The sequence below is a fragment of the Streptomyces sp. NPDC020958 genome (assembly GCF_055562175.1).
The window spans coordinates 32,771-51,638 of record NZ_JBVHFU010000002.1 but is presented as its reverse complement, the minus strand read 5'-3'; the positions used below and the strand labels follow the sequence as shown (position 1 = coordinate 51,638).

At 71.6% G+C, this 18,868-nt stretch carries 16 protein-coding genes; 11 read left to right on the top strand and 5 right to left on the bottom strand.

All coding sequences use genetic code 11. The annotated features are described in order from the left end of the window. Positions 1-22: 22 nt before the first annotated feature. On the top strand, positions 23-739 hold the full coding sequence (locus ACZ3KP_RS06130; protein ID WP_467496853.1) for a glycoside hydrolase family 12 protein: 717 nt from the start codon (positions 23-25) through the stop codon (positions 737-739). Between the two features lie 46 nt (positions 740-785). Here ACZ3KP_RS06130 and ACZ3KP_RS06125 read toward each other — a convergent pair whose 3' ends face one another. The 3 genes from ACZ3KP_RS06125 to ACZ3KP_RS06115 form a co-directional block, all read right to left on the bottom strand. Continuing rightward, a complete protein-coding gene (locus ACZ3KP_RS06125) occupies positions 786-1,967 on the bottom strand; it encodes a sulfotransferase family protein (RefSeq protein ID WP_467496851.1) in 1,182 nt (393 codons plus the stop codon). A 131-nt stretch (positions 1,968-2,098) separates the two neighbouring features. Further along, positions 2,099-4,159, bottom strand: a complete 2,061-nt coding sequence (locus ACZ3KP_RS06120) for a glycoside hydrolase family 31 protein (RefSeq protein ID WP_467496849.1) — start codon at positions 4,157-4,159, stop codon at positions 2,099-2,101. A 79-nt stretch (positions 4,160-4,238) separates the two neighbouring features. Beyond that, positions 4,239-5,252, bottom strand: a complete 1,014-nt coding sequence (locus ACZ3KP_RS06115; RefSeq protein ID WP_467496847.1) for a LacI family DNA-binding transcriptional regulator — start codon at positions 5,250-5,252, stop codon at positions 4,239-4,241. Positions 5,253-5,567: 315 nt separating this feature from the next. Between ACZ3KP_RS06115 and ACZ3KP_RS06110 the strand changes: the two genes are divergently transcribed. Then, positions 5,568-7,502, top strand: coding sequence for an acyl-CoA dehydrogenase family protein (locus ACZ3KP_RS06110; RefSeq protein ID WP_467496846.1), 1,935 nt, complete (start codon positions 5,568-5,570; stop codon positions 7,500-7,502). 4 nt (positions 7,503-7,506) lie between these two features. Here the strand turns inward: ACZ3KP_RS06110 and ACZ3KP_RS06105 are convergent, their stop codons facing one another. Next, the gene (locus ACZ3KP_RS06105) at positions 7,507-7,965 is read right to left on the bottom strand and encodes a lamin tail domain-containing protein (protein WP_360561764.1); all 459 of its coding nucleotides are present in this window, start codon (positions 7,963-7,965) and stop codon (positions 7,507-7,509) included. 169 nt (positions 7,966-8,134) lie between these two features. Here ACZ3KP_RS06105 and dxr point away from each other — a divergent pair, with 169 nt between their 5' ends. From dxr to ACZ3KP_RS06075, 6 genes are all read left to right on the top strand, one after another. Continuing rightward, positions 8,135-9,415 (top strand): 1-deoxy-D-xylulose-5-phosphate reductoisomerase, encoded by a 1,281-nt coding sequence (gene dxr / locus ACZ3KP_RS06100; RefSeq protein ID WP_467496843.1) that lies wholly within the window; start codon positions 8,135-8,137, stop codon positions 9,413-9,415. Between the two features lie 8 nt (positions 9,416-9,423). After that, a complete protein-coding gene (locus ACZ3KP_RS06095; protein ID WP_358975333.1) occupies positions 9,424-10,716 on the top strand; it encodes a M50 family metallopeptidase in 1,293 nt (430 codons plus the stop codon). 170 nt (positions 10,717-10,886) lie between these two features. Continuing rightward, a complete protein-coding gene (gene ispG, locus ACZ3KP_RS06090) occupies positions 10,887-12,044 on the top strand; it encodes a flavodoxin-dependent (E)-4-hydroxy-3-methylbut-2-enyl-diphosphate synthase (RefSeq protein ID WP_358975235.1) in 1,158 nt (385 codons plus the stop codon). A gap of 262 nt (positions 12,045-12,306) precedes the next feature. After that, positions 12,307-13,155, top strand: a complete 849-nt coding sequence (locus ACZ3KP_RS06085; protein ID WP_358975238.1) for a GNAT family N-acetyltransferase — start codon at positions 12,307-12,309, stop codon at positions 13,153-13,155. A 65-nt stretch (positions 13,156-13,220) separates the two neighbouring features. Next, complete coding sequence (locus ACZ3KP_RS06080) at positions 13,221-13,751, top strand: GNAT family N-acetyltransferase (RefSeq protein WP_358975241.1); 531 nt, start codon at positions 13,221-13,223, stop codon at positions 13,749-13,751. A gap of 97 nt (positions 13,752-13,848) precedes the next feature. Beyond that, positions 13,849-15,555: a proline--tRNA ligase gene (locus tag ACZ3KP_RS06075; protein WP_467496840.1), complete on the top strand. Its 1,707-nt coding sequence runs from the start codon at positions 13,849-13,851 to the stop codon at positions 15,553-15,555. Positions 15,556-15,746: 191 nt separating this feature from the next. Here ACZ3KP_RS06075 and ACZ3KP_RS06070 read toward each other — a convergent pair whose 3' ends face one another. Then, positions 15,747-16,088 carry a hypothetical protein gene (locus ACZ3KP_RS06070; protein WP_467496839.1) on the bottom strand — a complete coding sequence of 114 codons (342 nt, stop codon included), beginning with the start codon at positions 16,086-16,088 and terminating at the stop codon, positions 15,747-15,749. Positions 16,089-16,109: 21 nt separating this feature from the next. On the opposite strand from ACZ3KP_RS06070, the gene ACZ3KP_RS06065 reads away from it, so the two are divergent. From ACZ3KP_RS06065 to ACZ3KP_RS06055, 3 genes are read left to right on the top strand one after another with little or no spacing between them, the layout of a single operon-like run. Then, complete coding sequence (locus ACZ3KP_RS06065; protein ID WP_467496837.1) at positions 16,110-17,078, top strand: FAD:protein FMN transferase; 969 nt, start codon at positions 16,110-16,112, stop codon at positions 17,076-17,078. Continuing rightward, positions 17,075-17,653, top strand: coding sequence for a ferric reductase-like transmembrane domain-containing protein (locus tag ACZ3KP_RS06060; RefSeq protein ID WP_467496835.1), 579 nt, complete (start codon positions 17,075-17,077; stop codon positions 17,651-17,653). The genes ACZ3KP_RS06065 and ACZ3KP_RS06060 overlap by 4 nt, the downstream gene beginning before the upstream one ends. Beyond that, positions 17,650-18,867: an NADH-ubiquinone oxidoreductase-F iron-sulfur binding region domain-containing protein gene (locus ACZ3KP_RS06055; protein WP_467496834.1), complete on the top strand. Its 1,218-nt coding sequence runs from the start codon at positions 17,650-17,652 to the stop codon at positions 18,865-18,867. The genes ACZ3KP_RS06060 and ACZ3KP_RS06055 overlap by 4 nt, the downstream gene beginning before the upstream one ends. The last annotated feature ends 1 nt before the right edge of the window (position 18,868 follow it).

Genomic DNA, 18,868 nt, shown 5'->3' with positions numbered 1-18,868 from the left:
CCCCACCCATGGAAGGGACACCATGGCAGCACACACCCTGCGCCGCCGGATCACGATGGCCGTGACCGCCCCCGCGCTGGCGCTCGGAGCCACCGTCGGCCTGGCCTCCGCCCCCGCCTCGGCCGCCGTCTGGAGCTCCTGCGACCAGTGGGCCAGCACGACCCTGAACAGCTACACGCTCTACAACGACATCTGGGGCTCCGGCGCCGGCACCCAGTGCATCTGGGCCAACTCCGGCACCAACTGGGGTGTCTGGGCCGACCACCCCAACACCGGCGGCATCAAGTCCTACCCGAACGCCACCAAGGCGATCAACAAGTCGGTCACCTCGCTCGGTTCACTCTCCAGCGGCTACAACGTCACGGTCCCGTCGTCCGGCGCGTACGAGACCGCCTACGACATCTGGGACACCAGCCACAAGTACGAGATCATGCTCTGGATGAACAAGACCGGAGCCGTCGGTCCGCTGGGCACCTCGCAGGGCACCGTCACCCTGGGCGGCCACACGTGGACCGTCTACAAGGGCAACAACGGCTCCAACGACGTCTTCTCGTTCGTCCGCACGTCCAACTCCAGCTCCGGCACCGTCGACGTCCTGCCGATCCTGAAGTGGATCAAGGACACCAAGGGCTGGTTCGGGAACGTCACCATCGGGGACTTCCAGTTCGGCTTCGAGATCACGTCCTCGTCCGGTGGCCTGAACTTCACCGTCAACAGCGAGAGCGTCAGCAGCAGTTGAGTGACCGGCCGGCCCCGCGCGCCGTGCGGGGCCGGCCTCCTCGCGGTCAGGCCCGGTCGACCTCGGCGCGCAGCGCGTCGTAGTCGGCGAAGGCCGCGTCGACGTCGGCCCGGGTCAGGCCGTAGCGGGCCAGGTCGTAGGCGTGCACCCGGGTGCCCTTCGGGCGGGCCGTGACGGCCGGCAGGCGGGCCGCGTCGGCCTCGGTCCAGCGGGCGCCGACGGCCGCGTAGAGCTTGGGGGCGCCCGCGGCCGGGTCGGCGCCCAGCCAGGAGTACGGCACGTCGACGAGCAACTCGCGGGGGACGGCCGCCCGGGCGGCCAGGCCGCGGGACGCCGAGCGGGCCAGCAGCCGCAGCCAGGTGGCGCCGACCCAGTGCGGGTCGACGGGGCGGGTGTTCACCGCCATTCCGTGCTCGACCAGGCTGCAGAACGAGGCCACGACGGTGACCGGATCGCGGTGCGTCCACACGATCGTGGCGTCCGGGAAGACCGCGCGCAGCGCGTCCAGGTTCTCCAGGTGCAGCGGCGACTTCAGCACCCAGCGGCGGCGCGGACGGCCGTACTGGAGCACCTGGTAGATCTGCTTGAGGTAGCGGTAGTCCGCCTCGAAGTCACGGGCCTCGTGCCAGGGCAGGTACGCGGGGATCACGGCCTGGGACAGCGGCATCACCGTGTGCGGCAGGGCGAAGGTGCACTCCTCCGGGCCCTCGGGGCGCAGGGCGTGGATGTGCCGGAAACGTGGCGCGAAGAGGTTGATCCCGTCCACCAGGCGGCGGGCCGCCGAGATCGCCTGCTCCCGCTCCGCGGGCGTGCGTTCCAGGTCGGGGGCGAGCAGCTCCCAGAGCAGCGGGCAGCGGTGGTCCGCGGCGAGGGACAGCACGCCGTGCGTGAGCGTGGTGGCGGTGCGGGGCAGTCCCACCACGAACACCGGTGCGGTGATGGGTTCCTGCTCGATCCCGGGATGCGCGGCGATCAGCCGGCGGACACGGGCCCGGTTGGCGAGGTGCCGGCCGACGTGTCCGCGTGCGGACAGCCAGCCGACCGGGGTGAGGTGCTCGGCGCCCGCCCAACATCGCAGCAGGTGACGGAAGTCCTCGGTGTACGGCTCGTCGCCCTCGGTGGGTCCGGCCGCGTCGAGCAGCCGGTCGAAGGCCCGGTCCGGAGCGTGGCGGCCGCGGAAGCCGGGCCTGAGGAACAGGTTGGCGAGCGTCAGGGGGAGCGGGTCCATGGGCACGGGGACGGAACCCTTCGTGGGGGGACAGTGGAGGGGATACTGCCTACCCCCTCCAACTGCCCTACCACACCGTGGAGTTGAGACATTTACCGGCCGGTAACAGACGGCGTCGTCTTCCGGCCGGACTACGCCTCCTCCGCCACCGGCAGCCGCGCGCCGTCCCGCAGGAACAGCGGGATGCGGTCCAGCGGAGCGTCCACCGTCACCGCCGTACCGCCCTCGTACGAGGCACCCGTCCACGCGTCCGTCCAGCGGGCGCCCGCCGGCAGGTACGCCGTCCGGGCCGTGGCGCCCGCGGTCAGCACCGGCGCCACCAGGAGGTCCCGGCCGAACAGGTACGCGTCGTCGACCGTCCAGGCGGCCTGGTCCCGCGGGAACTCCAGGAACAGCGGCCGCAGCACCGGCAGACCCTCCTCATGGGCCTCCCGCATGACCCGGAGCACGTACGGCTTCAGGCGCTCGCGCAGCCGCAGGTACTTCTCCAGGATCGCGCCGGCCTCCTCGCCGTACGACCACACCTCGTTCGGGCCGCCGGTCATGTCGGGGCCGAGCGGCATGCCCGGGTCACGGAAGCCGTGCAGCCGCATCAGCGGGGACAGCGCGCCGAACTGGAACCAGCGGACCATCACCTCGCGGTACGCCGGGTCGTCCGGGTCGCCCCCGTGGAAGCCGCCGATGTCCGTGTTCCACCAGGGGATGCCGGACAGCCCGGTGTTGAGGCCGGCCGCGATCTGGCGGCGCAGGGTCGCGAAGTCGGTGCCGATGTCACCCGACCAGACGGCGGCGCCGTAGCGCTGGCTGCCCGCCCAGGCCGACCGGTTGAGGGTGACCACCTCCTCGCCCTGCGCCCGCAGGCCCTCGTAGAAGGTGCGGGAGTTCTCGGCCGGGTAGCTGTTGCCGACCTCCAGGCCCGGACCGGTCCAGTAACGCAGGTTCTCCTGGAAGCCGGGCTTCAGCTCCGGCTCGCAGGCGTCCAGCCAGAAGGCCGTGATGCCGTACGGGTCGAGGTAGTTCTCCTTGACCTTCGACCACACGAACGCGCGGGCGTCCGGGTTGGTGGCGTCGTAGAAGGCCACCTGGACGGTCGACGCCACCTCCTTGTCCGGCCAGTCCGCGTGCGCCATCGGGCCGTACTGGGTGCCGATGAAGTAGCCGCGCTGCTCCATGACGGCGTGGTTCTCGCTCAGCGGCGACACCGACGGCCAGACGCTCACCACCAGCTTGATGCCCAGCTCGTCCAGTTCCCGGACCATCGCGGCCGGGTCCGGCCACTCCTTCGGGTCGAACTTCCACTCACCCAGATGCGTCCAGTGGAAGAAGTCGCAGACGATCGCCGAGACGGGCAGGCCCCGGCGCTTGTACTCGCGGGCCACGGCGAGGAGCTCGTCCTGGGTGCGGTAGCGCAGCTTGCACTGCCAGAAACCCGCCGCCCACTCCGGCAGCATCGGCGAACGGCCGGTCACCGCGCTGTAGTTGCGCTGCCCGTCGGCCGGTTCACCCACCGTGATCCAGTAGTCGAGCTGGCGGGCCGAGTCGGCCACCCAGCGGGTGCCGTTGCCCGCCAGCTCGACCCGGCCGATCGCCGGGTTGTTCCACAGCAGGGTGTAGCCGCGGCTGGAGACCAGGACCGGGACCGAGACCTCGGCGTTGCGCTGGACCAGGTCGAGCACCAGGCCCTTCTGGTCGAGGCGCCCGTGCTGGTGCTGGCCCAGGCCGAACAGCTTCTCGCCCTCGTAGGCGGCGAACCGCTGTTCCAGCCGGTGGTAGCCGTTGCCGACGGCCGTGTAGAGGCGGGAACCGGGCCACCAGAAGTGCGCGCGTTCCTCGGCCAGCACCTCCGAGAGGTCGTCGGTGCGCAGGAAGCGGACCAGGCCCTCGGCGGACACCTCGACGGTCAGGCTCCCGACCGTCAACCGCCCCTCGCCTTCGGTGATCTTGACGGTCGACGCGGCCGGCGGCCGCTCGTCGAGCAGGGCGCCCGGCAGGCCGTCGAGGACCGGGCCGCCGAGCCGGGCGCGCACCCGTACCGCGTCCGGCCCCCACGGCTCGATCCGCAGCGTCTCCTGGCGCCCGCTCCACTCCAGGCCGCCGTCCCGCTCACGGAACGTGCCGACGGTGGGGGAGGACTGCGCGAGACTCACCTTGGGCGGGTGGTCCGCGGACTGCATGTCGGCAGGCTGGTTCACGTCAAGTCCTCCTGGAGGAGTGCAGACAGAGGGGTGCCCCGGCGCGGCGGGGCACTGCAAACGAAACGCCGCGAACGGCTCAGGAACCGGCCGGCGCCGGTCCCGTGCTCGCCCTTACCGTCAACTCGGGTGCGATCAGCACGACGTCGTCACTGCCCCGGCCGTCCAGCTTGGCGACCAGGTGCTCCACGGCATGGCGGCCCATCTCCTGGGCGGGGATGGCGACCGAGGTGAGCCGCACCGAGGCCTGGACGGCGACCTGCTCCGGGCAGATCGCGACCACCGACACGTCCTCGGGCACCGCCCGGCCCTGCTGGCGCAACAGGGCGAGCAGGGGTTCCACCGCGGACTCGTTCTGCACGACGAACCCCGTGGTGCCCGGGCGCTCGTCGAAGACCCGGGCCAGCGTGGCGGCCATCGCGTCGTAGCCGCCCTCGCACGGCCGGTGCAGCACCCCGAGGCCCAGCTCCCGCGCCCGGGACCGCAGGCCGTCCAGGGTCCGCTCGGCGAAGCCGGTGTGCCGTTCGTAGACCGCCGGGGCCTCGCCGATGACAGCGATGTCGCGGTGGCCGAGCTTGGCGAGGTGCTCCACGCAGAGCGCCCCGGTGGCCCCGAAGTCGAGATCGACGCAGGTCAGACCGGAGGTGGAGGCGGGCAGGCCGATGAGCACGGAGGGCTGGTCGCTCCCCCTGAGCAGCGGCAGCCGCTCGTCCTCCAGTTCGACGTCCATCAGGATCATGCCGTCGGCCAGTCCGCTGCCGGTGACCCGGCGCACCGCGTCCGGACCCTCCTCACCGGTGAGCAGCAGGACGTCGTAGCCGTGCAGGCGGGCGGTGGTGGCCACCGCGATCGCGATCTCCATCATCACCGGCACGTACATGTCCGTCCGCAGCGGGATCATCAGCGCGATGATGTTCGACCGGCTGCTGGCCAGGGCGCGGGCACCGGCGTTCGGGTGGTAGCCCAGTTCCCGGATGCTCTGCTCGACCCGCTGCCGGGTGGTGGCGGAGATGGACCGCTTGCCGCTGAGGACATAGCTCACCGTGCTCGCCGAGACTCCGGCGTGCTGGGCGACCTCGGCGAGGGTGACCATCCAGCTCTCCAAGCATGTGTGAAGCGCTTCGACAGTGCGCATTGCTGACAAGGGCGAGTGAGGGTGGTTCGACAGTAGCCCCAGAGGGGGTGGGTGTCCATAGCCTGTCGAAGCGCTTCGATAGCGCGGGGGTGCCGTGTTCTCGCCGAACCGTCCCCCGTGAGGGCCCCTCGGTGCAACACCGGAGCCGACGGAGTGCCCCGATCGGACCGCGAGGACTGGTGGGTGCGGCCCGTTTGGGGTACCAACGATCCAGTAGCACTGGTCGGTAACGAACGGTCCTCAACGTCCCCTTTCGTGGCGAGGTGAGCCTCAATGTCCGCCCCCACCACCAAGAAACCCACCGTCTCCGAGCGGGAGGCCCGCCAGGTGGCGGAGGCCGCCCGGGAACAGCACTGGCGCAAGCCCAGCTTCGCCAAGGAACTGTTCCTCGGGCGCTTCCGGCTCGACCTCATCCACCCCCATCCGCTGCCGGCGGACGAGGACGTGCGCCGCGGCGAGGAGTTCCTCGCCCGGCTGCGCGAGTTCTGCGAGACGAGGATCGACTCGGCGCTCATCGAGCGCGAGGCGCGCATCCCCGACGAGGTGATCGCCGGCCTCAAGGAACTCGGCGCCCTCGGCATGAAGATCGACCCCAAGTACGGCGGTCTCGGCCTCACCCAGGTCTACTACAACAGGGCCCTCGCCCTGGCCGGCTCCGCGAACCCGGCGGTCGGCGCGCTGCTCTCCGCCCACCAGTCGATCGGCGTGCCGCAGCCGCTGAAGATCTTCGGTACCCAGGAGCAGAAGGACGCGTTCCTGCCGCGCTGCGCCCGCACCGACATCTCGGCGTTCCTGCTCACCGAGCCGGACGTCGGCTCCGACCCGGCCCGCCTCGCCACCACCGCCGTACGGGACGGCGACGACTACGTCCTCGACGGCGTGAAGCTCTGGACCACCAACGGCGTCGTCGCCGACCTGCTCGTCGTCATGGCCCGGGTGCCGAAGTCCGAGAACGGCAAGGGCGGCATCACGGCCTTCGTGGTCGAGGCCGACTCCAAGGGCATCACCGTCGAGAACCGCAACGCCTTCATGGGCCTGCGCGGCCTGGAGAACGGCGTCACCCGCTTCCACCAGGTCCGGGTTCCGGCCGCCAACCGCATCGGCCCCGAGGGCGCCGGCCTCAAGATCGCCCTCACCACCCTCAACACCGGACGGCTGTCCCTCCCCGCGATGTGCGTGGGCGCCGGCAAGTGGTGCCTGAAGATCGCCCGGGAGTGGTCGGGCGTCCGCGAGCAGTGGGGCAAGCCGGTGGCGCTGCACGAGGCGGTCGGCTCCAAGATCAGCTTCATCGCGGCGACCACCTTCGCCCTGGAGGCGGTCGTCGACCTGTCCTCGCAGATGGCCGACGAGGACCGCAACGACATCCGCATCGAGGCCGCCCTCGCCAAGCTCTACGGCTCCGAGATGGGCTGCCTGATGGCGGACGAGCTGGTGCAGATCCGCGGGGGCCGCGGCTTCGAGACGGCGGAGTCCCTCAGGGCGCGCGGCGAACGGGCCGTCCCCGCCGAGCAGATGCTGCGCGACCTGCGCATCAACCGCATCTTCGAGGGCTCCACCGAGATCATGCACCTGCTGATCGCGCGGGAGGCGGTGGACGCCCACCTGTCGGTCGCGGGCGACCTCATCGACCCCGACAAGTCCCTCCAGGACAAGGCGAAGGCAGGAGCGAACGCGGGCGTCTTCTACGCCAGGTGGCTGCCGAAACTGGTCGCGGGGCCGGGTCAGCTCCCCACGTCCTACGGCGACTTCAAGCACGGCATCGACCTCTCGCCGCACCTGCGCTACGTGGAGCGGCACGCCCGCAAGCTGGCCCGGTCCACCTTCTACGCCATGTCCCGCTGGCAGGGCCGGATGGAGACCAAGCAGGGCTTCCTGGGCCGGATCGTGGACATCGGCGCCGAACTGTTCGCGATGAGCGCCGCCTGCGTCCGCGCCGAGCGGCTGCGCCGCGAGGGCGAGCACGGACGCGAGGCCTACCAACTCGCCGACGCGTTCTGCCGGCAGGCCCGCATCCGCGTCGACGAACTGTTCACCCGCCTGTGGTCGAACACCGACGACCTGGACCGCAAGGTGGTCAAGGGCGTGCTCGGCGGTTCCTACGAGTGGCTGGAGCAGGGGATCGTCGACCCGTCGGGCGAGGGCCCGTGGATCGCCGACGCGACCCCCGGGCCGTCCGCGCGGGAGAACGTCCGCCGCCCGCTGAAGTAGCGGTTCAGCAGTACGTGTCGCTCGGATCCCGCGTCGTCCAGGAGCAGGAGTCGACCTTGGCGCCACTCGCCCTGGTCAGCGTCGCCGTGTCGCTCGTGTTGTTCCACACGTAGGCGCGGCGGTTCTGGAACTTGTCCGACGCGGTGTCCGTGCCCCGGCCGGTGTGCACCTTCATCGTCTTGTGGGCGCCGATCCTGACGTCCTTGAAGACGTAGCGGTGGTCGGAGGCGTCCTTCAGGATCCACCCCTTGAGCGAGACGGCCGAACCGCCGGTGTTCTTGATCTGCACCCATTCGGCGTTGAGGCTGGCGTTGGAGCGGTCGTCGCTGCCGGGGCTGTCGAACCAGACGTGGTAGATGGTCACCCCGCCCGCCGCCTGGGCCGGAGTGCTGAGCAGGGTGCCGGTGAGCAGCGCGGCGCCCGCGAGAGCCGGCAGGGCAGCACGTATGTGCGCAGTACGCATGGAGAGATCCCCCCTGGATCCGAATCCGAAGACACAGCAGTGCTATCACATGATCTTCACCTGAATCTCACAAAAGGAATTTCGCGTCATACGACGCCAGGAACCGTTGACGCACCCGCCTGAGGGATGCGCTGTCCGCCGGGCCGCCCGGTGCGGCCACAATGGGGGGATGACCGACAGTCCCGCCAGTCCGGCCCCCCTCGCCGACCCGCATCTCGTGTACGACCCGCTCGTGGGTGACGGCCCGAAGGGCGTGGTGATCCTCGGCTCCACCGGATCCATCGGCACCCAGGCCATCGACCTCGTCCTGCGCAACCCCGACCGCTTCCGGGTCACGGCCCTCTCCGCGAACGGCGGCCGCGTCGCCCTCCTCGCCGAACAGGCGCACCGACTGCGGGTGCGGACCGTGGCGGTCGCCCGCGAGGACGTCGTACCGGCCCTGCGCGAGGCGCTGACCGGGCGCTACGGCCCCGGCGAACCGCTTCCCGAGATCCTCGCCGGACCCGACGCGGCCACGCAGGTCGCCGCGACCGATTCCGCGGAGTGCCACACCGTCCTCAACGGCATCACCGGATCCATCGGCCTCGCGCCGACCCTCGCCGCCCTGGAGGCGGGCCACACCCTCGCGCTCGCCAACAAGGAGTCGCTGATCGTCGGCGGCCCGCTGGTCAAGGCGCTCGCCGAGCCCGGCCAGATCATCCCGGTGGACTCCGAGCACGCGGCGCTCTTCCAGTCGCTGGCGGCGGGCACCCGGGCCGACGTGCGCAAGCTGGTCGTCACGGCGTCCGGCGGCCCCTTCCGCGGCCGCACCAAGGCCGAACTCGCCGACGTCACCGTCGAGGACGCGCTCGCCCACCCCACCTGGGCGATGGGTCCGGTCATCACGATCAACTCCGCGACCCTGGTCAACAAGGGACTGGAGGTCATCGAGGCGCACCTCCTCTACGACATTCCCTTCGACCGTATTGAGGTGGTCGTGCACCCGCAGTCGTATGTCCACTCGATGGTCGAGTTCACGGACGGATCCACGATCGCGCAGGCGACGCCCCCCGACATGCGGGGGCCGATCGCCATCGGTCTCGGCTGGCCCGAACGGGTCCCCGACGCGGCGCCCGCCTTCGACTGGAGCAAGGCCTCCACCTGGGAGTTCTTCCCGCTGGACAACGAGGCCTTCCCGTCGGTGAACCTCGCCCGGCACGTCGGGGAGCTCGCGGGCACCGCGCCGGCGGTGTTCAATGCGGCCAACGAGGAATGTGTCGAGGCCTTCCGGAGCGGTCTGCTGCCCTTCAACGGGATCATGGAGACCGTCACCCGGGTGGTGGAGGAGCACGGCACCCCTCGTACGGGAACTTCGCTCACCGTGCCGGACGTCCTCGAAGCGGAGACCTGGGCACGGGCCCGGGCCCGGGAACTGACAGCACTGACGGCTACCGCGGAGGCGCGTGCATGACAGCCCTGATGATGATCCTCGGCATAGTCGTCTTCGTGGTCGGCCTGCTGGTCTCGATCGCCTGGCACGAGCTGGGGCACCTCTCCACCGCCAAGCTCTTCGGCATCCGGGTCCCGCAGTACATGGTGGGCTTCGGCCCGACCATCTGGTCGCGGCACAAGGGCGACACCGAGTACGGGATCAAGGCCATCCCGCTCGGCGGCTACATCCGCATGATCGGCATGTTCCCGCCCGGCGCCGACGGCCGCATCACCGCGCGCTCCACCTCGCCCTGGCGCAGCATGATCGAGGACGCCCGCTCGGCGGCCTTCGAGGAACTCCAGCCCGGCGACGAGACCCGCCTCTTCTACACGCGCGCCCCCTGGAAGCGCGTGATCGTGATGTTCGCGGGCCCCTTCATGAACCTCGTCCTCGCGGTGGCGCTGTTCCTCACCGTCCTGATGGGCTTCGGCATCAGCCAGCAGACCACCACGGTCAGCTCGGTCTCCCAGTGCGTGATCGCGCAGAGCGAGAACCGCGACAGCTGCAAGAAGACCGACGCGGCCTCCCCGGCCGCCGCGGCGGGCCTGAAGGCCGGCGACAAGATCCTCTCCTTCAACGGCGTCGAGACCACCAGCTGGAACCAGCTCTCCGACCTGATCCGGTCCACCCCCGGCAAGGACGTCGCGATCGTCGTCCAGCGCAAGGGGCAGGAGGTGACCCTGCACGCGAAGATCGCCACCAACCAGGTCGCCAAGAAGGACTCCAGCGGCCAGATCGTCCAGGGCCAGTACGTCACCGCGGGCTTCCTCGGCTTCAGCGCCGCCACCGGCATCGTCCGCCAGGACTTCGGCGACTCGGTGACCTGGATGGGCGACCGACTCGGCGAGGCCGTCGACTCCATCGCGAGCCTGCCCGGCAAGATCCCGGCCCTGTGGGACGCGGCCTTCGACGGCGCCCCCCGCCAGCCGGACTCCCCGATGGGCGTGGTCGGCGCCGCCCGCGTCGGCGGTGAGATCTTCACCCTCGACATCCCGCCCACCGAGCAGCTGGCGATGGCCCTGATGCTGGTGGCCGGCTTCAACCTCTCCCTGTTCCTCTTCAACATGCTCCCGCTGCTCCCGCTCGACGGCGGGCACATCGCGGGCGCCCTGTGGGAGTCCCTGCGCCGCAACCTGGCAAAGGTGCTGCGCCGCCCGGACCCCGGCCCGTTCGACGTGGCGAAGCTGATGCCGGTGGCTTATGTGGTGGCCGGGATCTTCGTCTGCTTCACCGTCCTCGTGCTGATCGCCGACGTGGTTAACCCGGTGAAAATCTCCTAGCCACGCACCGTTCGAAGCGGCCCGGGACATGGTGTCCCGGGCCGCTTCCATCGAGTGGGTTTACGGGTGGGGGATGTGCTCGCCCGGGTGCCGGTGCCGTAATCTCGGAGCCTGGAACCCGCTTACGACGGGACCTGGACCTAGATCCACGACTTGGGGTTGCACAGCAGATGACTGCGATTTCTCTCGGCATGCCGTCCGTTCCGACCAAGCTCGCCGAGCGCCGGAAGAGCCGGCAGATCCAGGTCGGCTCCGTGGCGGTCGGCGGGGACGCCCCGGTCTCGGTCCAGTCGATGACGACGACCCGGACGTCCGACATCGGCGCGACCCTCCAGCAGATCGCCGAGCTGACGGCGTCCGGCTGCCAGATCGTCCGGGTCGCCTGCCCCACCCAGGACGACGCCGACGCCCTCGCGACGATCGCGAAGAAGTCCCAGATCCCGGTCATCGCGGACATCCACTTCCAGCCGAAGTACGTCTTCGCCGCGATCGAGGCCGGCTGCGCCGCCGTCCGCGTCAACCCCGGCAACATCAAGCAGTTCGACGACAAGGTCAAGGAGATCGCGCGGGCCGCCAAGGACCACGGCACCCCGATCCGCATCGGCGTCAACGCCGGCTCCCTGGACCGCCGGCTGCTCCAGAAGTACGGCAAGGCGACCCCCGAGGCGCTGGTCGAGTCGGCGCTGTGGGAGGCGTCCCTCTTCGAGGAGCACGACTTCCGGGACATCAAGATCTCCGTCAAGCACAACGACCCGGTCGTGATGATCGAGGCGTACCGGCAGCTCGCCGCCCAGTGCGACTACCCGCTGCACCTCGGCGTGACCGAGGCGGGCCCGGCCTTCCAGGGCACGATCAAGTCCGCGGTCGCCTTCGGCGCCCTCCTCTCCCAGGGCATCGGCGACACCATCCGCGTCTCCCTCTCCGCGCCGCCGGTCGAGGAGGTCAAGGTCGGCAACCAGATCCTGGAGTCCCTCAACCTCAGGCAGCGCGGCCTGGAGATCGTCTCCTGCCCGTCCTGCGGCCGCGCCCAGGTCGACGTCTACAAGCTCGCCGAAGAGGTCACCGCGGGCCTGACCGGCATGGAGGTCCCGCTCCGCGTCGCCGTCATGGGCTGCGTCGTCAACGGCCCCGGCGAGGCCCGCGAGGCGGACCTCGGCGTCGCCTCCGGCAACGGCAAGGGCCAGATCTTCGTCAAGGGCGAGGTCATCAAGACGGTCCCGGAGTCCAAGATCGTGGAGACCCTCATCGAGGAGGCCATGAAGCTGGCCGAACAGATGGAGGCGTCGGGCACGGAATCCGGCGAACCGACGGTGTCGGTGGCAGGCTGACCTCAAAGCGCCGGGAGTGGACGCGCCCCGAAGGGGCGCTGGGGGTACCCCCGGCCGAAGGCTGGGGGAGGAACTGCGCGACCAGCCACACACCACCCGCACCCGCGCGGTCACCCCACTGCCGGGCTCGTAAACGCTCAAGCAGTCACCAGGGTTGACGGCACCAACCAGCCAACGGCAACCCGCACCGGGGCGGCACCGCTCAGCTTCCGCAGGTACAGTGCGGAGATCAAGCAGAACCCCTCAGCGTGAGGCCCCGCACGTGTTGACGCAGACCACCTCACGGGTGCTCGAACCGAGCGACCTGGACGCCGCGCTCGCGGTACTCGACCGCGAGCCGGTCGCGAACGCCTTCGTGACCTCGCGTGTCCAGGTGGCCGGCCTCGACCCCTGGCGCCTCGGCGGCGAGATGTGGGGCTGGTACGAGGACGGCATGCTCACGTCCCTCTGCTACGCCGGCGCCAACCTCGTCCCGATCTGCGCCACCCCCCGCGCGATCCGCTCCTTCGCCGACCGCGCCCGCAGGGCGGGCCGCCGCTGCTCCTCCATCGTCGGCCCCGCCGAGGCCACCGCCCAGCTGTGGCGCCTCCTGGAACCCCACTGGGGCCCGGCCCGCGAGGTCCGCGCCCGCCAGCCCCTGATGGTCACCGACCGCATGTCCGCAGACATCGCCCCGGATCCGTACGTCCGCCGCATCCGCAAGGACGAGATGGAGACGATCATGCCGGCGTGCGTGGCGATGTTCACCGAGGAGGTGGGCGTCTCCCCGCTGGCCGGTGACGGCGGCCTCCTCTACCAGGCGAGGGTCGCCGAACTGGTCGGTTCCGGCCGCTCGTTCGCCCGGCTCGACGAGCACGGCAAGGTCGTCTTCAAGGCGGAGATCGGCGCGGCGACGGCCGAGGCCTGCCAGATCCAGGGCGTCTGGGTGGCCCCCGAGTACCGCGGCCAGGGCCTGGCGGCCCCCGCGATGGCAGCGGTCCTGCGCTACGCCCTCGCCGACGTGGCCCCCCTCGTCAGCCTCTACGTGAACGACTTCAACACGGCGGCGAGAAGGACGTACCTGAGAGTGGGCTTCCAGGAGGTCGGCGCGTTCATGAGCGTGCTGTTCTAGCCCGAGGCCCACGGCGCCCGCCCCGCACCCGGACGGCGAACCGGAACCCCCTGTACCCTCCCCACATGACCCTCGTGATCGGCCCCCTGGACCTCCCCTCGCACGTGGACGAGGCCCTGGCGGTCCAGGCCGTCGCCTTCGGCCTGGGCCCCGACGAGGTGGCGGTCCGCCGGGGGATCGTCCTGCGCCACATGCAGTACCCCGGGGCGAGGGCACTCGGCGCGACGGACGCGGGCCGCCTCGTCGGCTTCGTCTACGGCATGCCCAACTCCCGCACCCACTGGTGGTCCACCGTCGTGGAGCCCTACCTCCGCGCCCAGGGCCACGCCGACTGGCTCGACGACTCCTTCGTCATCACCGAGCTGCACGTCCACCCGCACCACCAGAACCGCGGCATCGGCCGCCGCCTGATCACCATGATCACCGACGGCGCCGCCGAACCCCGCTCGATCCTCTCCGCGATCGACACCGACAGCCCGGCCCGCGGCCTCTACCACTCGCTCGGCTACGTCGACCTCGCCCGCCAGGTGCACTTCCCGAGCGCCGCCAAGCCGTACGCCGTGATGGGCGCCCCGCTGCCGCTGCGGCGCCGCTGAGCCGATCGACCCGATCGCCGATAACGGATTTCCACCGGCACAGCAGGCCCGGCTAACCTCCTAGCCATCAACCTTTCCCGGCAGGAGTACGAGAACCATGGCGAACGCACCGGTCCAACGCATGTCCCACTTGCTGGCGAAGACGCTGCGTGACGACCCGGCGGACGCCGAGGTCCTCAGCCACAAGCTCCTCGTCCGCGCCGGCTACGTCCGCCGCACGGCCGCCGGTATCTGGTCGTGGCTGCCGCTCGGCCTGAAGGTGCTGTCCAACATCGAGCGGATCGTCCGCGAGGAGATGGACGCGATCGGTGCCCAGGAGGTGCTGCTGCCGGCCCTCCTGCCCCGGGAGCCGTACGAGGCGACCGGCCGCTGGGACGAGTACGGCGCCGAGCTGTTCCGCCTCCAGGACCGCAAGGGCGGCGACTACCTGCTCGGCCCCACCCACGAGGAGATCTTCACCCTGCTGGTGAAGGACCAGGCGTCCTCCTACAAGGACCTGCCGGTCATCCTCTACCAGATCCAGAGCAAATACCGCGACGAGGCCCGTCCGCGGGCCGGCATCCTGCGCGGCCGCGAGTTCCTGATGAAGGACTCCTACTCCTTCGACCTGGACGACGAGGGCCTGGGCACGTCGTACGCCCTGCACCGCCAGGCCTACCAGCGGATCTTCGAGCGCCTCGGCCTCGACTACCGGATCGTCGCCGCCACCGCGGGCGCCATGGGCGGCTCGAAGTCGGAGGAGTTCCTGGCCCCGGCCGAGGCCGGCGAGGACACCTTCGCCGACTGCCCGAACTGCGACTTCGCGGCGAACACCGAGGCGATCTCGTACACGCTGAAGCCGGTCGACGCCACCGAGGTGCCCGCGCTGGAGGAGATCCCCACCCCGGACACCCCGACCATCGAGACCCTCGCCGCCCACCTCGGCGTCCAGGCCTCCGACACCCTGAAGAACCTCCTGGTGAAGGTGGACGGCGAGATCGTGGCCATCGGCGTGCCGGGGGACCGGGAGGTCGACATGGGCAAGGTCGAGGAGCACTTCGCCCCGGCCACCGTCGAGCTGGTCACCGAGGCCGACTTCGCGGGCCGCCCCGACCTGGTCCGCGGCTACGTCGGACCGCAGGGTCTCGGGGAGAAGGTGAAGTACATCGCCGACCCGCGGGTGGCGCCCGGCACCTCCTGGATCACCGGCGCCAACAAGGAGGGCACGCACGCGAAGAACGTCGTGGCGGACCGTGACTTCACCGTCGACGAGTACGTCGACGTCGTCGTGGTGCTGGAGGGCGACCCCTGCCCGAAGTGCGGCACCGGCCTCAAGCTGGACCGCGCCATCGAGATCGGGCACATCTTCCAGCTCGGCCGCAAGTACGCCGACGCGCTCAAGCTCGACGTCCTCGGGCAGAACGGCAAGCCGGTCCGCGTCACCATGGGCTCCTACGGCATCGGCGTCTCGCGCGCCGTCGCCGCCCTCGCCGAGCAGACCGCCGACGAGCACGGCCTGGTCTGGCCCCGCGAGGTCGCCCCGGCCGACGTCCACGTGGTCGCCGCGGGCAAGGCCCTGCAGACCGAACTCGCCCTCGACGTCTCCGAGCGGCTGCGGGAGGCCGGCCTGCGCGTCCTGGTCGACGACCGGGCCGGGGTCTCCCCGGGCGTGAAGTTCACGGACGCCGAGCTCATCGGCGTACCGCAGATCCTGGTCGCGGGCCGCCGCTCCGGCGAGGGTGTGCTGGAGCTGAAGGACCGCAGGACGGGCGAGCGCGAGGAGCTGACGGTGGACGAGGCCGTCGCCCGCCTGACCGCGAACTGACCCCGGCTCCACCCGAGCGGGCCGCCGGTGACCACCGGCGGCCCGCGCTCGTCCTTTCAGGAACCTCTCAGACAGTTCTTCCGATCCCTGTGGGATGCGCACAGCTCTCTCTCAGGCCGGTACCCGAACGTAGTGCGTGACAGAGAGTCACACGGGAGGGGATCGGCCATGACGGGGAGAGCGCAGCACAGTCAGCAGGGGGACCGGCCGGGGGACCGGGGAGCCGCCGCGGCGGTCCGCCGCGGTGCCCGGCGGACGGCGGCCCTGGCGGCGGCGGTCACACTCGCCGCGGCGGCCGGGGTGTTCGCCCTGGTCGGCGCGATGCAGTCGGACGCCGCCACGACGGCCAGCAGCACCACGGGCACGACGTCCAGCAGCTCCGACTCGGGCGCCGGGACGGGCAGTTCGTCTTCATCGTCTTCGTCTTCGCCGTCTTCGGCTTCGTCTTCGTCGACCTCGTCGTCTTCCTCTTCCTCTTCCTCCTCGGACCTCCAGTCCTCCGCCGGCGGCCTCAGCTCCGGCAGCGGCTCCACCGACGCTACCTCGGGGGCGTCATGACCACCCTCGCCGCGCGCACCACGGCCGCCGCCGACTGGCGGGCCCTCGGCACCACGGTCCGCCTGGTCGTCACCGACCCGGCCCTCCTGGACTCCTGCAACCTGCTCCTCGCCCGGCAGCTCGCCGAGGTGGACGCGACCTGCAGCCGGTTCCGCGCCGACTCCGAACTCGCCGCCCTGGACACGTCCGACGGCCGCCCGGTCCGGGTCAGCCCGCTGCTCGCCGAGGCCCTCGCCGTGGCGCTGCGCGCGGCCGAGGCCACGGACGGCGCTGTCGATCCCACGGTCGGCTCGGCGATGGCCGCGATCGGCTACGACCGCGACTTCACCCTCGTCCGCGACGACGACCGCCCGGTCTCCCTGCGGGTGCGCCGTGCCCCGGGCTGGCGCAGGGTGCTGCTCGACCGGGCGACCGGCACGGTCACCGTCCCCGCGGGCGTCCGCCTCGACCTGGGCGCGACGGCCAAGGCGTGGGCCGCCGACCGGGCCGTGCGGACGCTGGCCGAGGCGGCGGGCTGCGGGGTCCTGGTGAGCCTCGGCGGCGACACGGCCGTCGCGGGCGAACCTCCTGCGGGCGGCTGGCAGATCCGCGTCCAGGACGTCACCGGCGCGGTCGACGAACAGCCGGCCCAGGGGTCGTACGACACCGTCGGGCTGCGCTCCGGAGGCCTCGCCACCTCGGGCACCTCCGCCCGCCGCTGGCAGCGCGGGGGGTACGACCTCCACCACGTCGTCGACCCGCGCACCGGGCTGCCGGTCCGCTCCCCGTGGCGTACGGTCTCGGTGGCCGCCGCCGACTGCGCCGACGCCAACGCGGCGACCACGGCGGCCTTGGTCAAGGGCGCGGATGCGGAACGCTGGCTGACCCGGCTGGGCCTGCCGGCGCGCCTGGTCGCGCACGACGGCACGGTCGTCACCACCCCGGGCTGGCCCACCGCGGCCGTCGCGCCGGAGGCCGCGGCATGACCTCCGAGACCCTCTGGTACGCCAACCGGGCCACGGGCGCCGTCTGCCTGGTCCTGCTCACGGTGGTCGTCCTGCTCGGCATCGCCGTCCGCCTCAGGACCCGCCTGCCCGGCCTCCCGCGCTTCGGCACCGTCTCCCTGCACCGCACCCTGTCCCTGTCGGCCACCGCCTTCCTGGCCCTGCACGTCGCGGTGGCCGTCGGAGACGGCTACGTGCACATCACGGTCGCCGACGCCGTCGTCCCCTTCGTCTCCGCCTACCGGCCGCTCTGGCTCGGCCTCGGCACGGTCGCCCTCGACCTGATGCTCGCGGTCCTGGTCACCAGCCTCCTCCGGGGCCGACTCGGGCACCGCACCTGGCGGGCGGTGCACTGGCTCGCGTACGCCTCCTGGCCCGTCGCCCTGGTCCACGGCATCGGCATCGGCACGGACGCCGGCACCGACTGGATGACCTGGCTGACGGTGGCCTGCGTGGCGACGGTGCTCACCGCCTTCGCCGTGCGCACCGCCCAGGCGGCCCGCTCCGCCCGCCAGACCCCCGCGGCACTCCTGCACACCGAAGGCGCCCACCGATGACCACACTCCGCACCGACGTCTGCATGCCTCCGCGCCTGCTGGCCCCCGGCGGCGCCCCGGCCGACCTCGCCACCCACGAGCAGCGCTACGGCCCCCTCGCACACGGCGATCCGGCCGCCGTCCTGCGCACCCTCGCCGAATCCGGCCTCACCGGCCGCGGCGGGGCGGGTTTCCCGGCCCACCGGAAGTTCGCCGCGGTCGCCGACGCGGCCCGCCGCACCGGACGCGCACCGGTCGTCGTCGCCAACGGCGCGGAGAGCGAACCCGCCAGCCACAAGGACCGGACCCTCCTGAGGCTGTCACCGCACCTCGTCCTGGACGGGCTCCAGCTGGCGGCCGGGGTGATCGGCGCCCAGGAGGCGTACCTCGCCGTCGAGGACGGCGCCTCCTCCCTGGAGGCCGCCCTCGCCCAGCGCCGCGACCCGGTGCGAGTGCGGGTCGTACGCCTGCCCGCGCGCTTCCTCTCCGGCCAGGCCTCCGCCCTCGTCCAGTACATCTCCGGCGGCCCGGCCCGCCCCACACATCCGAGCCCGCCGGTCCGTGAACGCGGGGTGCGCCGGGCCCCCACCCTCGTCCAGAACGTCGAGACCCTGGCCCACCTCGCCCTGATCGCCCGCTACGGCGCCGCGTGGTTCCGCTCGGCCGGCACCCCCGCCGAACCGGGCAGCGCACTGTGCACCCTGCACGCGGCCGGCCGTGAAGTCCGGGTGGTGGAAGCGCCGTTCGGCATGCCGCTGGGCCGGCTCCTGCCGCTGGACGGCGCGTCCGCGGCGCTCGTCGGCGGCTACCACGGCACCTGGATCCCGGCCGCCGAGGCCGCCCGGGTCCCCGTCTCGTCGGCCCACCTGGGCGCGGGGGTGCTGGCCGCCCTGCCCGCCGACCGCTGCGGCGTGACCGAGACCGCCCGCGTCCTGCGCTACCTGGCCCTCCAGTCCGCGGGCCAGTGCGGTCCCTGCCGCAACGGCCTTCCCCGCATCGCCACCGCCTTCCGGACCCTGGCCGAACCCGGCCCCCAGGGCGGCATCCGCACCGACATCAGCCGCTGGGCGGGCCTGGTCGAGGGCCGAGGAGCCTGCCACCACCCCGACGGCACGATCCGCCTGGTACGCAGCGCACTCACGACCTTCGCCACGGAGATCGACGCCCACGCGAACGGCCACTGCACGGCGACCGACCGCACCCCCCTGCTCCCCGTACCCACCGAGAAGGCCTGAC